The sequence below is a fragment of the Pseudomonas sp. AOB-7 genome (assembly GCF_003696305.1).
In the GTDB taxonomy this organism is placed as follows: Bacteria; Pseudomonadota; Gammaproteobacteria; order Pseudomonadales; family Pseudomonadaceae; genus Aquipseudomonas.
This window is the reverse complement of sequence record NZ_RFFK01000021.1, coordinates 1-14,103: the sequence shown is the minus strand read 5'-3', so window position 1 is coordinate 14,103 and position 14,103 is coordinate 1. Positions and strand designations below refer to the sequence as shown.

General features: G+C 67.2%; 10 protein-coding genes. All 10 read left to right on the top strand.

Annotation, left to right across the window (positions count from 1 at the left end; translation table 11 throughout):
• Positions 1-88: 88 nt before the first annotated feature.
• The 10 genes from EA796_RS22065 to EA796_RS22020 all read left to right on the top strand — a co-directional run bounded on the left by EA796_RS22065 (position 89) and on the right by EA796_RS22020 (position 13,991).
• Positions 89-265 carry a hypothetical protein gene (locus tag EA796_RS22065; RefSeq protein ID WP_003244646.1) on the top strand — a complete coding sequence of 59 codons (177 nt, stop codon included), beginning with the start codon at positions 89-91 and terminating at the stop codon, positions 263-265.
• On the top strand, positions 249-3,203 hold the full coding sequence (locus tag EA796_RS22060) for a sensor histidine kinase (protein WP_021441860.1): 2,955 nt from the start codon (positions 249-251) through the stop codon (positions 3,201-3,203). Before EA796_RS22065 ends, EA796_RS22060 begins: the two co-directional genes overlap by 17 nt.
• Positions 3,204-3,236: 33 nt before the next feature.
• Positions 3,237-4,667: a sigma-54 dependent transcriptional regulator gene (locus tag EA796_RS22055; protein ID WP_122110175.1), complete on the top strand. Its 1,431-nt coding sequence runs from the start codon at positions 3,237-3,239 to the stop codon at positions 4,665-4,667.
• Positions 4,668-5,359: 692 nt separating this feature from the next.
• Entirely contained in the window at positions 5,360-6,757 is a 1,398-nt protein-coding gene (locus EA796_RS22050) for a polynucleotide adenylyltransferase PcnB (protein ID WP_021441862.1), read from the top strand.
• A complete protein-coding gene (gene folK, locus EA796_RS22045) occupies positions 6,754-7,242 on the top strand; it encodes a 2-amino-4-hydroxy-6-hydroxymethyldihydropteridine diphosphokinase (RefSeq protein ID WP_122110174.1) in 489 nt (162 codons plus the stop codon). Before EA796_RS22050 ends, folK begins: the two co-directional genes overlap by 4 nt.
• 306 nt (positions 7,243-7,548) lie before the next feature.
• On the top strand, positions 7,549-8,349 hold the full coding sequence (gene panB, locus EA796_RS22040; RefSeq protein WP_122110173.1) for a 3-methyl-2-oxobutanoate hydroxymethyltransferase: 801 nt from the start codon (positions 7,549-7,551) through the stop codon (positions 8,347-8,349).
• On the top strand, positions 8,346-9,203 hold the full coding sequence (panC, locus tag EA796_RS22035) for a pantoate--beta-alanine ligase (protein ID WP_122110172.1): 858 nt from the start codon (positions 8,346-8,348) through the stop codon (positions 9,201-9,203). The genes panB and panC overlap by 4 nt, the downstream gene beginning before the upstream one ends.
• 79 nt (positions 9,204-9,282) lie before the next feature.
• Positions 9,283-10,947, top strand: a complete 1,665-nt coding sequence (gene pgi, locus EA796_RS22030) for a glucose-6-phosphate isomerase (RefSeq protein WP_122110171.1) — start codon at positions 9,283-9,285, stop codon at positions 10,945-10,947.
• Between the two features lie 162 nt (positions 10,948-11,109).
• Entirely contained in the window at positions 11,110-13,047 is a 1,938-nt protein-coding gene (acs, locus tag EA796_RS22025) for an acetate--CoA ligase (protein ID WP_122110170.1), read from the top strand.
• 77 nt (positions 13,048-13,124) lie between these two features.
• Positions 13,125-13,991, top strand: a complete 867-nt coding sequence (locus EA796_RS22020; RefSeq protein WP_122110190.1) for an oxygenase MpaB family protein — start codon at positions 13,125-13,127, stop codon at positions 13,989-13,991.
• Positions 13,992-14,103 lie beyond the last annotated feature (112 nt).

Genomic DNA, 14,103 nt, shown 5'->3' with positions numbered 1-14,103 from the left:
CGCGGCGCAGCCTACATACGGCCTCAAGTTTGTGGCTTGCACCGCGCGCCTTCCTTTACCATCGCCGCATCCCCCGACGAGATGCCGCATGTATATCTACCGATTGGTTCTGATCCTGGTGGTGGGGATCTACCTGTTCTCCCCGGCCATCATGGACTGGTGGATCGACCCCAATGGCGCCTGGTACCGGCCCTACCTGCTGTGGCTGATCCTGATCGTCGTCACCTTCATCCTGCAGAGCCAACGCGATGCTGACGAGCTTTAGCCTGAGCGAGCTGATCCTGATCAGCGCCGGCTACCTGTTGATCCTGTTCGGCGTCGCCTGGGTCAGCGAACACGGCCTGATTCCGCGCTGGATCATCCGCCATCCGCTGACCTACACCCTGTCGCTGGGCGTCTACGCCAGCGCCTGGGCCTTCTACGGCACGGTGGGCCTGGCCTACCAGTACGGTTATGGCTTCCTCGCCAGCTACCTGGGGGTGTCCGGCGCCTTTCTGCTGGCGCCGGTGCTGCTCTACCCGATCCTGCGCATCACCCGCACCTACCAGCTGTCGTCGCTGGCCGACCTGTTCGCCTTCCGCTTTCGCAGCACCTGGGCCGGGGTGCTGACCACCCTGTTCATGCTGATCGGCGTGCTGCCGCTGCTGGCCCTGCAGATCCAGGCGGTGGCCGACTCCATCGGCATCCTCAGCCGCGAGCCGCTGCAGGAGAAGGTCGCGCTGAGCTACTGCGGGCTGATCATCCTGTTCACCATCCTGTTCGGCGCCCGCCATATCGCCACCCGCGAGAAGCACGAAGGCCTGGTGTTCGCCATCGCCTTCGAGTCGCTGGTCAAGCTGGTGGCCCTCGGCGTGATCGGCTGGTACGCGCTGTACCAGGTGTTCGGCGGCCCGCGCGAGCTGGAGATGTGGCTGGTGCAGAACCAGGCCGCACTGGCGACCCTGCACACGCCGCTGCAGGAAGGCCCCTGGCGCACCCTGCTGCTGGTGTTCTTCGCCTCGGCCATCGTCATGCCGCACATGTACCACATGACCTTCACCGAGAACCTCAACCCGCGCGCCATGGTCAGCGCCAGCTGGGGCCTGCCGCTGTTCCTGCTGCTGATGAGCCTGGCGGTGCCGCTGATCCTCTGGGCCGGCCTCAAGCTCGGCGCCACCACCAACCCGGAGTACTTCACCTTAGGGCTCGGTATCGCGGTGAACAGCGAGGCGCTGGCACTGCTGGCCTACGTCGGCGGCCTGTCGGCCTCCAGCGGGCTGATCATCGTCAGCACCCTGGCGCTGTCGGGCATGGCGCTCAACCACCTGGTGCTGCCGCTGTACCAGCCGCCGGCCGAGGGCAACATCTACCGCTGGCTGAAATGGACGCGGCGCGCGCTGATCGCCTTCATCATCATGGCCGGCTACGGCTTCTACCTGCTGCTCGGCGCCCAGCAGGACCTGGCCAACCTGGGCATAGTCGCCTTCGTCGCCACCCTGCAGTTCCTCCCCGGCGTGCTCTCGGTGCTGTACTGGCCGACCGCCAACCGCCGCGGCTTTCTTGCCGGGCTGCTGGCCGGCATCGGCGTCTGGGCGCTGACCATGCTGCTGCCGCTGCTGGGCAACCTGGAAGGCTTCTACCTGCCGCTGTTCAACGTCATCTACGTGCTCGACGATGCCAGCTGGCACCTGGCGGCCATCGCCTCGCTGGCGGCCAACGTGCTGGTGTTCACCCTGGTGTCGCTGTTCACCGAGGCCAGCCCCGAGGAAAAGAGCGCCGCCGAGGCCTGCGCGGTGGACAACGTGCGCCGCCCGCAACGGCGCGAGCTGGTGGCGGTGTCGCCGCAGGAGTTCGCCGCCCAGCTGGCCAAGCCGCTCGGCGCCAAGACCGCCCAGCGCGAGGTGGAACAGGCCCTGCGCGACCTGCACCTGCCGTTCGACGAGAGCCGCCCCTATGCCCTGCGCCGCCTGCGCGACCGCATCGAGGCCAACCTCTCCGGCCTGATGGGCCCCAGCGTGGCGCAGGACATAGTCGAGACCTTTCTGCCCTACAAATCCGGCAGCGAGGGCTACGTCACCGAGGATATCCACTTCATCGAGAGCCGCCTGGAGGACTACCAGTCGCGCCTCACCGGCCTGGCCGCCGAGCTCGACGCGCTGCGCCGCTACCACCGCCAGACCCTGCAGGAACTGCCGATGGGCGTCTGCTCGCTGGCCAAGGATCAGGAGATCCTGATGTGGAACCGGGCCATGGAGGAACTCACCGAGATTCCCGCGCAGCGCATCGTCGGCTCGCGCCTGTCGGCGCTGGCCGAGCCCTGGCAGGGCCTGCTGCAGACCTTCATCGAACTGCCCGACCAGCACCTGCACAAGCAGCACCTGGCCGTCGACGGCCAGATCCGCTGGCTCAACCTGCACAAGGCGGCCATCGACGAGCCGCTGGCGCCGGGCAACAGCGGCCTGGTGCTGCTGGTCGAGGACCTCACCGAAACCCAGCTGCTGGAAGACAAGCTGGTGCACTCCGAGCGCCTGGCCAGCATCGGCCGCCTGGCCGCCGGGGTGGCCCACGAGATCGGCAACCCGATCACCGGCATCGCCTGCCTGGCGCAGAACCTGCGCGAGGAGCGCGAAAGCGACCCCGAGCTGATCGAGATCAGCGGGCAGATTCTCGAGCAGACCAAGCGCGTGTCGCGCATCGTCCAGTCGCTGATGAGCTTCGCCCACTCCGGCAGCCACCAGCGCAGCGAGGAGCCGGTGTGCCTGGCCGACGTGGCGCAGGACGCCATCGGCCTGCTGTCGCTGAACAAGCGCAACTTCGACATCCAGTTCTACAACCTCTGCGACCCGCAGCACTGGGCCGAGGGCGATCCGCAGCGCCTGGCCCAGGTGCTGATCAACCTGCTGTCCAATGCCCGCGACGCCTCGCCGCCCGGCGGCGCCATCCGCGTGCGCAGCGAGGCCAGCGAACACACCGTCGACTTGATCGTCGAGGACGAAGGCAGCGGCATTCCCAAGGCGATCATCGACCGCCTGTTCGAGCCGTTCTTCACCACCAAGGACCCCGGCGAGGGCACCGGGCTGGGCCTCGCGCTGGTCTATTCGATCGTGGAAGAGCATTATGGGCAGATAACAATCGACAGCCCGGCCGACCCCGAGCGCCAACTCGGCACTCGTATTCGGGTCACCCTGCCAAGGCATGTCGAGGCGACGTCCGTAGCGATGTAACTAGCGACCAGAGACCGTCGAGAGACCGAATTGATGCCACATATTCTTATCGTCGAAGACGAAACCATTATCCGCTCTGCCTTGCGCCGCCTGCTCGAGCGCAACCAGTACCAGGTCAGCGAAGCCGGCTCGGTACAGGAAGCCCAGGAACGCTACGGCATTCCCGGCTTCGACCTGATCGTCAGCGACCTGCGCCTGCCCGGCGCGCCCGGCACCGAGTTGATCAAACTGGCCGAGGGCACCCCGGTGCTGATCATGACCAGCTACGCCAGCCTGCGCTCGGCGGTGGACTCGATGAAGATGGGCGCGGTCGACTATATCGCCAAGCCCTTCGACCACGACGAGATGCTCCAGGCCGTGGCGCGCATCCTGCGCGATCGCCAGGAAGCCAAGAGCGCGCCAGCCGCGGTCAGCGCCGCCAGCCCACGCAACGGTGGCAGCGAAAAGGTCGTGGACAACGCCAACGGCGAAATCGGCATCATCGGTTCCTGCGCCGCCATGCAGGAGCTCTACGGCAAGATCCGCAAGGTCGCTCCCACCGACTCCAACGTGCTGGTGCAGGGCGAGTCCGGCACCGGCAAGGAGCTGGTCGCCCGCGCGCTGCACAACCTGTCCAAGCGTGCCAAGGCGCCGCTGATCTCGGTCAACTGCGCGGCGATTCCGGAAACCCTGATCGAATCCGAGCTGTTCGGCCACGAGAAGGGCGCCTTCACCGGTGCCAGCGCCGGTCGCGCCGGCCTGGTGGAGGCGGCCGACGGCGGCACGCTGTTCCTCGACGAGATCGGCGAACTGCCGCTGGAGGCCCAGGCGCGCCTGCTGCGCGTGCTGCAGGAAGGCGAGATTCGCCGGGTCGGCTCGGTGCAATCGCAGAAGGTAGACGTGCGCCTGATCGCCGCCACCCACCGCGACCTCAAGACCCTGGCCAAGACCGGCCAGTTCCGCGAAGACCTCTACTACCGCCTGCACGTCATCGCCCTCAAGCTGCCCGCCCTGCGCGAGCGCGGCAGCGACGTCAGCGAAATCGCCCAGGCCTTCCTCGCACGCCAGTGCACGCGCATGGGCCGCGAGCCGCTGCGCTTCGCCCAGGATGCCGAGCAGGCCATCCGTCACTACCCCTGGCCGGGCAACGTGCGCGAGCTGGAGAACGCCATCGAGCGTGCGGTGATCCTCTGCGAGGGCGCGGAAATTTCCGCCGACCTGCTGGGCATCGATATCGAGCTGGACGATCTGGACGACGACTTCGGCCTGCCAGCGGCTGCCGGGCAGAGCAGCAGCAACAGCCACGAGCCCACCGAAGACCTGTCGCTGGAGGACTATTTCCAGCACTTCGTGCTCGAGCACCAGGACCACATGACCGAGACCGAACTGGCGCGCAAGCTCGGCATCAGCCGCAAGTGCCTGTGGGAACGCCGCCAGCGCCTGGGCATCCCCCGGCGCAAATCCGGCGTGACCAGCGGCCCTTGACCGCGCGCGCCGGGTGACAACCGACCTGCGCGCAGGTTCCGCAGGTTGTTACCGAATCAATATCTCGTAACAAAAGCCGGGTCTAATGGTAACGAAAACCCGGCTTTTTTCTCCCCTCCGATCGCCCTCCACCTGCAGCAAGCCCTTGATTTATAAGGAATCGCAAAAACTGGCACGGCATCTGCTTTATCTCTGGCACAACAACAATAACAAGCAAAGCCCCACACAATAAGAACAAGACGTAACGACTCCAAAACAACAAGAACAACAAGATGGAGGCGCAGCTAACTGATTCTTTTGGAGAGGAGTTGCCCTTGGGGTTCGCCCCACGACCAGGCCGAGAACAATAAAACTGCCCCGAGGCAGCACCCGTACTGGTTGGATCACGCAAGTGTCATGGCAGCATCAGCGTCCAAAGAAATCCGTTTGCTATTGGCTCCCGCTTTCAGGGAGCACCCAACCGACCACGGTCGTTTGGGAAGGGCGAAACAACAAAAACAACGCGCCCTCAATAACAATAAAAACGAAGCACGCACCAACTTGGGGGGGAGCTTAGGCTCCCCCAGTAGCTTCCGCTCCCCGGATCCCCGCCTGCCGCTCTACACACCTTCTCCCGACACGATGCTAGAATCCGCAGCAATCATGCGGTCATCGTTTCGTCTGGCCGGTCATTTCTCCACACAGTGCATCCCATGCTGAAGAAGCTGTTCAAGTCTTTCCGCTCGCCCCTGCGCCGCGCGCAGCGCCCGCGCAGCACCCCCGAGGTGCTGAGCAGCCGGCAACACCCGATCAACCGCAACGAAATCAGCCGCCATGCCATCAGCGTGGTCGAACGCCTGCAGAAGGCCGGCTACCAGGCCTACCTGGTCGGCGGTTGCGTGCGCGACCTGCTGCTGGACATCGAGCCCAAGGATTTCGACGTGGCCACCAGCGCCACCCCCGAGCAGGTGCGCGCGGAGTTCCGCAACGCCCGGGTGATCGGCCGCCGTTTCAAGCTCGTTCACGTGCATTTCGGCCGCGAGATCATCGAAGTCGCCACCTTCCGCGCCAACCACCCGCAGGGCGACGACGAAGAAAACAGCAACCTGGCGGCGCGCCACGAGAGCGGGCGCATCCTGCGCGACAACGTCTACGGCAGCCTGGAGGACGACGCCCAGCGCCGCGACTTCACCATCAACGCGCTGTACTACGACCCGTCCCAGGAACACATTCTCGACTACGCGCGCGGCATGCACGATGTGCGCAACCACCAGGTGCGGCTGATCGGCGACCCCGAGCAGCGCTACCTGGAAGACCCGGTGCGCATGCTCCGCGCGGTGCGCTTCGCCGCCAAGCTGGACTTCGACATCGAGAAGCACAGCGCCGCGCCGATCCGCCGCCTGGCGCCGATGCTGCGCGACATCCCCGCCGCGCGCCTGTTCGACGAGGTGCTCAAGCTGCTGCTCGCCGGCTACGCCGAGTACACCTTCGACCTGCTGCTCGAGCACGACCTGTTCGCCCAGCTGTTCCCGGCCAGCGGCGAGGCGCTCAAGCGCAACCCCGAGTACACCGAGCGGCTGATCCGCCAGGCGCTGATCAACACCGACGAGCGCATCGCCCAGGGCAAGTCGGTGACCCCGGCCTTCCTCTTCGCCGCGCTGCTCTGGCCGGCCCTGCCGGCCCGCGTGCTGCAACTGCAGGACAAGGGCATGCCGCCGATCCCGGCAATGCAGGAAGCCGCCCACGAGCTGATCGCCGAGCAGTGCCAGCGCATCGCCGTGCCCAAACGCTTCACCATCCCGATCCGCGAGATCTGGGACATGCAGGAACGCCTGCCGCGGCGCAGCGGCAAGCGCGCCGACCTGCTGCTGGACAACCCGCGCTTTCGCGCCGGCTACGACTTCCTGCTGCTGCGCGAGCATGCCGGCGAGGACACCGGCGGCCTCGGCGACTGGTGGACCGACTACCAGGACGCCAGCGACAGCCAGCGCCGGCAGATGATCCGCGACCTCGCCGGCAAGCCCGAAGCAGCCGGCAACGCGCCGCGCAAACGCCGGCGCAGCAGCGGTCGGCGCAAGCGCGACGACGCGGGCAGCGTCGGCGAGGAATGATGGAGCGGGTCTATATCGGCCTCGGCAGCAACCTGGCCGAGCCGCTGCAGCAGCTGCGCGATGCCCTCGCCGCGCTCGCCCAGTTGCCGGATACCAGGCTGCTCGCCCACTCCTCCTTCTATGCCAGCGACCCGCTCGGCCCACCCGACCAGCCGCGCTACGTCAACGCCGTGGCGGCGCTGGACACGGCGCTGCAACCCTGGACGCTGCTCGACTCCCTGCAGCGTATCGAGCAGGAACAGGGCCGCGTGCGCAAGGCCGAACGCTGGGGGCCGCGCACCCTGGACCTGGATATCCTGCTGTTCGGCGAACGCTCGATCGCCGACGAACGCCTGACGGTGCCGCACTACCATATGCACGCGCGGCCCTTCGTGCTCTACCCCCTGGCCGAACTCGCCGCCGAACTGCAGCTGCCCGATGGCCGCCGTCTGAGCGAACTGCTGGCCGCCTGCCCCTTCACCGGCCTGGAACGCCTGGCCGAGTAGCGCGGATGAAATCCGGGGATTTCCCCGATTGCATCCGCAGCGGCTCTGCAGCCATGCATCACGGATTTCCTCCAGGCACTCCCCCTGACCCTGGGCGCAAGCCCGCGCCCGCTCTAGCGTCCGCCTCGCTCGCGCGCATTGGCGGTAACGCCAGTAACAGCCGGGTAACACCTGCAATTGACTTCGCCTGCCCCCATCGGGACTATAGGCGTCCCGTCGCCCGCCGCCGGGCGCACCTTTATGCCAATCCAGGCCGGATTGCCGCCGCTTAGAAGCCGCGACCGAGCCTGAGCGAGGACCCTTGAAATGCCTGACGTTACCCTGACCACCCTGCAGAGCCTCAAGCACAGCGGTGCCAAGATCGCCATGCTGACCTGCTACGACGCCACCTTCGCCCAGGCCGCCTGCCAGGCCGGGGTCGACGTGCTGCTGGTCGGCGATTCCCTGGGCATGGTGCTGCAGGGCCACGACAGCACCCTGCCGGTCAGCATCGAGGAGATGGCCTACCACACCGCCTGCGTCAAACGCGGCAACCAGGGCGCGCTGATCATCACCGACCTGCCCTTTATGGCCTACGCCACCACCGAGCAGGCGCTGGCCAACAGCGCCCGGCTGATGCAGGCCGGCGCCCATATGGTCAAGCTGGAGGGCGCCGGCTGGCTGGCCGAGCCGATCCGCCTGCTGGCCGAGCGCGGCGTGCCGGTGTGCGCGCACCTGGGCCTGACCCCGCAGGCGGTGAACATCCTCGGCGGCTACAAGGTGCAGGGCCGCCAGGAGGCCCAGGCGCGGCAGATGCGCGCCGACGCCATGGCTCTGGAACAGGCCGGCGCCGCCATGCTGCTGCTCGAATGCGTGCCCAGCGAACTGGCCGCGGAAATCAGCCAGGCGGTGAAGATTCCGGTGATCGGCATTGGCGCAGGGCCCGCCACCGACGGCCAGGTGCTGGTGCAGCACGACATGCTCGGCCTGTCGCTGTCCGGCCGCGCGCCGAAGTTCGTGCGCAACTTCATGGACGGCCAGAGCAGCATCCAGGGCGCCCTCGCCGCCTACGTCCAGGCGGTCAAGGACGGCAGCTTCCCCGCCGCCGAACACGGGTTCTCGGCATGAACACGGTCAAGACCCTGCGCGACCTGCGCGCCGCCGTCGCCCAGGCCCGCGCCGAGGGCAAGCAGATCGGTTTCGTGCCGACCATGGGCAACCTGCACGCCGGCCACGTCTCCCTGGTGGAGACCGCCGTCCAGCGCGCCGACTTCGTGGTCGCCAGCATCTTCGTCAACCCCTTGCAGTTCGGCGCCGGCGAGGACCTGGCCAGCTACCCGCGGACCCTCGCCGCCGACCAGGAAAAACTCCTGGCCGCCGGCTGCCACCTGCTGTTCCACCCGGATGTGGCGGAAATCTACCCGCACGGCATGGCCGACCAGACCCGGGTGATAGTGCCCGGCGTCTCCGAAGGCCTGTGCGGCGCCAGCCGCCCCGGCCACTTCGAGGGCGTGGCCACGGTGGTGACCAAGCTGTTCAACATGGTGCAACCGGATCTGGCCGTGTTCGGCGAGAAGGACTACCAGCAACTGGCGGTGATTCGCGCACTGGTGCACGACCTCAACATGCCGATCCAGATCATCGGCGCGCCGACCCAACGCGCCGAGGACGGCCTGGCGCTGTCCTCGCGCAACGGCTACCTCGACGCCGCGCAGCGCGCCGCCGCCCCGGCGCTGTACCGCAGCCTGCAGGGCATCGCCAGCGAGCTGCAGCGCGGCGCCCGCGACTATCCGCGACTGATCGAGACGGCCCAGCGCCAGCAGCGCGACGCCGGCTTCGTCCCGGACTACCTGGAAATCCGCAACGCCCTCAGCCTGCGTCCGGCCCAGCTCGACGACCGCCAGCTGGTGGTGCTCACCGCCGCCCACCTGGGCAGCACCCGGCTGATCGACAATCTGCTGGTGGAACTGCCCGTCCAGTAGCTGCGCCGCGAGACCGCCGGTTACACTCGCCAGGCCCGGATAACTCCGGGCCTTTCGCTTTTCCGGATCAGGAGCCCCGATGGCCTACTACCAGCAGCCGCACGACGTCACCCGCCTGCCCGCCTGGCACGCCCTGCAGCAGCACCGCGCCGAGATGGCCGGGTTCAGCATGCGCGAGGCCTTCGCCACGGACGCCCGACGCTTCCAGCGCTTCTCGCTGAACAGCTGCGGCCTGCTGCTGGACTACTCGAAGAACCTGATCGACGAACGCAGCCTCGAGCTGCTGATCCAGCTGGCCGAGCAAGCCGACCTGCAAGGCGCCATCGACGCCCTGTACAACGGCGAGCAGGTCAACGCCTCGGAAGGCCGCGCCGCCCTGCACACCGCCCTGCGCAGCCCGATCGGCCGGCGCCTGGTGGTGGATGGCGCGGACATCATCCCCCAGGTGCACCGCGTGCTGAACCAGATGACCGAGCTGGTCAGCCGCATCCACAGCGGCCTGTGGCGCGGCTACAGCGAGAAGCCGATCACCGAGGTGGTCAATATCGGCATCGGCGGCTCCTTCCTCGGCCCGCAGCTGGTCTCCGAGGCGCTGCGCCCCTTCACCCAGCGCGGCGTGCGCTGCCACTACCTGGCCAATATCGACGGCAGCGAGTTCCGCGAGCTGACCGCCCGGCTCAACCCGGAAACCACCCTGTTCATCGTCTCCAGCAAGTCCTTCGGCACCCTGGAAACCCTGAAGAACACCCTGGCCGCGCGCGACTGGTACCTGGCCATGGGCGGCCCGGAACAAGAGCTGCACCGCCATTTCATCGCCGTGACCAGCAACCGCACGGCGGCCATCGAGTTCGGCATCGGCGAGCAGAACATCTTCCCCATGTGGGACTGGGTCGGCGGCCGCTACTCGCTGTGGTCGGCCATCGGCCTGCCCATCGCCCTGGCCATCGGCGTGTCCAACTTCAAGGAGCTGCTGGCCGGCGCCTACGCCATGGACCAGCACTTCACCCAGGCCCCCCTGGCGGAGAACATGCCGGTGCTGATGGCCCTGCTGGGCATCTGGTACACCAACTTCTGGGGCGCGCAGAGCCACGCGATCCTGCCCTACGACCACTACCTGCGTAACTTCACCAAGCACCTGCAGCAGCTGGACATGGAATCCAACGGCAAGAGCGTGCGCCAGGACGGCAGCGCCCTGGACATCGCCACCGGCCCGGTGATCTGGGGCGGCGTCGGCTGCAACGGCCAGCACGCCTACCACCAGTTGCTGCACCAGGGCCGCCTGCTGGTGCCGGCGGATTTCATCGTCCCGGTCAACAGCTACAACCCGCTGTCCGACCACCACCAGTGGCTGTTCGCCAACTGCCTGTCGCAGGCCCAGGCGCTGATGCAGGGCAAGAGCCGCGCCGAGGCCGAGGCCGAGCTGCGCGCCAAGGGCCTGAGCGAGGACGAGGTGCAGCGCCTGGCGCCGCACAAGGAGATTCCCGGCAACCGGCCGAGCAATATCCTGGTGATGAACCGCATCGCGCCGTTCAACCTCGGCGCCCTGGTGGCGCTGTACGAGCACAAGGTGTTCGTGCAGAGCGCCATCTGGGGCATCAACGCCTTCGACCAGTGGGGTGTGGAGCTGGGCAAGGAGATGGGCAAGGAGGTCTACCAGCGCCTGGTCGGCCAGGTCGACAGCGCCGCCGCCGACGCCTCGACCCAGGGCCTGATCGAGCACTTCCGCGAGCACCATCGCGGCTGAATCGCACAATCTGCTGGCCTGGGTTGAGCGCAGCGATACCCAGGCCCCCGACGCGGGCATGACCGGTCTCGCGGCGCTCAGGCAATCGACGCACTTGAACCGAGCGCCTGCTTGGGTGCACCCTTGGGAACGTTGCGGACAGACAACAACAAGGACCCCGCCATGTTCGAGATCACCCGCCACCCCGTGGCCGACGCGGTGCGCCAGCGCGCACATCTGGACAACGACGCCTACCTGCGCCTGTACCGGCAATCCGTCGAGCAGCCCGAGACCTTCTGGGCCGAGCAGGCCAAGGCCTTCCTCGACTGGTTCCAGCCCTGGGACCGGGTGCACGCCAGCGACCTGAAACAGGGCCACGCCGAATGGTTCAAGGGCGGCCAGCTCAACGTCGCCTACAACTGCATCGACCGCCACCTGGAACAGCGCGGAGAACAGATCGCCATCATCTGGGAAGGCGACAACCCGGCCGAGTCGGCGCATATCACCTACAACAAGCTGCACCACAACGTCAGCCGCCTGGCCAACGTGCTCAAGCGCCGTGGCGTGAAGAAGGGTGACCGGGTGTGCATCTACATGCCGATGATCCCCGAGGCGGCCTACGCCATGCTCGCCTGCGCGCGCATCGGCGCCGTGCATTCGGTGGTGTTCGGCGGTTTCTCCCCGGATGCCCTGCGCGACCGCATCCTCGATGCCGACTGCCGCACGGTGATCACCGCCGACGAGGGCGTGCGCGGCGGCAAGTACATTCCGTTGAAGAACAACGTCGACCAGGCCCTGCAGAGCTGCCCGAACGTCTCCACCGTGGTGGTGGTCGAGCGCACCCAGGGTAAGGTGGCCTGGGTGGAAGGCCGCGACCTCTGGTACCACCAGGCGCTCAAGGAGGTCGATACCGACTGCCCGGCCGAGCCGATGGACGCCGAGGATCCGCTGTTTATCCTCTATACCTCGGGCTCCACGGGTAAGCCGAAAGGCGTGCTGCATACCACCGGTGGCTACCTGCTCGGCGCGGCCATGACCCACAAGTACGTGTTCGACTACCACGAGGGCGACATCTACTGGTGCACCGCCGATGTCGGCTGGGTCACCGGGCACAGCTACATCGTCTACGGCCCGCTGGCCAACGCCGCCACCACCCTGATGTTCGAGGGCGTGCCCAACTACCCGGACGCCTCGCGCTTCTGGCAGGTGATCGACAAGCACCGGGTGAACATCTTCTACACCGCCCCCACCGCCCTGCGCGCGCTGATGCGCGAGGGCGAAGGCCCGGTCAAGGCCACCTCGCGTTCGAGCCTGCGCCTGCTCGGCTCGGTGGGCGAGCCGATCAACCCCGAGGCCTGGGAGTGGTACTACCACGTGGTCGGCGACACGCGCTGCCCCATAGTCGATACCTGGTGGCAGACCGAGACCGGCTCGATCCTGATCACCCCACTGCCCGGCGCCACCGAGCTCAAACCGGGCTCGGCCACCCGCCCCTTCTTCGGCGTGCAGCCGGTGCTGCTCGACGAGCAGGGCAAGGAGATCGAGGGCCCGGGCGCCGGCGTACTGGCGATCAAGGCCAGCTGGCCGAGCCAGATCCGCAGCGTCTACGGCGACCACCAGCGCATGATCGACACCTACTTCAAGCCCTACCCCGGCTACTACTTCACCGGCGACGGCGCGCGCCGCGACGAGGACGGCTACTACTGGATCACCGGCCGCGTCGACGACGTGATCAACGTCTCCGGCCACCGCATCGGCACCGCCGAGGTGGAAAGCGCCCTGGTGCTGCACGATGCGGTGGCCGAAGCCGCGGTGGTCGGCTACCCGCACGACGTCAAGGGCCAGGGCATCTACGCCTACGTCACCCTGATGAAGGGCAGCGAGCCCAGCGACGCGCTGAAGAAGGAATTGCTGAGCCTGGTCGGCAAGGAAATCGGCAGCTTCGCCAAGCCGGAGCTGATCCAGTGGGCGCCGGGCCTGCCCAAGACCCGCTCGGGCAAGATCATGCGGCGCATCCTGCGCAAGATCGCCTGCAACGAGCTGGACAACATGGGCGACACCTCGACCCTGGCCGACCCCAGCGTGGTCGACAGCCTGATCGGCCAGCGGCTCAACCGCTGATGCAGCAGGCCCTTGTCCCGCGCATGCGGGACAAGGGCGCCTTGTCTTGCACCGACCAAGCGCCGAAACTGCGCGCCATGGATAGCCTACGTCGTCAGATCGAAAAACAGGTGCACAGCCTCACCGGCGCCTCGCTCGGTGTGCTCGACCTCGACCAGCCGCGCGGTGATGCCGGCCTGTTCGGCCCCGAGTCGATGGTGTGGAAAGTGCACGCCGACTTCACCGCGATGATGGTCGGCGGCATTTCCGCCCTGCTCCTGCAGATGCTCCACCCGCTGGCGCTGGCCGGCGTGTGGGATCACTCCAGCTTTCGCCAGGACATGCTCGGTCGCCTGCGCCGTACCAGCCTGTTCATCGCTGGCACCACCTACGGCGGCCTGCACGATGCCGAGCAGCTGATCGACAAGGTGCGCACTATTCATCTGCAGGTGGTCGGCAGCGCGCCGGACGGTCGCCCTTACAGCGCCAGCGATCCCGAGCTGCTGACCTGGGTGCACGTCTCCGAGGTCAGCCAGTTTCTCGCCGGCTACCTGCGTTACGTCGACCCGCGGCTGCCGGTGGCCGAGCAGGATCGCTACTACCGCGAAGTGGCGCTGATCGCCGAACGCCTCGGTGCGCAGGACGTGCCCAAATCGCAGCGGGCCATCGCCGACTATCTGCAGCGCCTGCGCCCGCACCTGCTCTGCGATGAGCGCACCCGCGAAGTGGTGCGACTGCTCTACGCCGCGCCGATGCCCAGCATCCTGGCCAAGCCTTTCGGCAGCCTGATGCTGCAGGCCGGTGTCGACCTGCTGCCGGACTGGGCCAGCGACCTGCTCGGCGAACGCCAGGCGGCCTGGCGCCGGCCCTTGATCCGCGCCAGCGTGCAGCGCACCGCCAACGTGCTGCGCTGGGCCGTGCGCAACAGCGCCGCACAGCGCGCCCACCGTCGCCTGGCGCCTTAGCAGGCGTGGCTGGCCGGTCACGGTCAGCCATGCGACCATCAGCGTCTTTCCGGTCATTGTCTGAACCGAATCGAGGACCAGCACATGCAAGACGTCGTCATAGTCGCCGCCA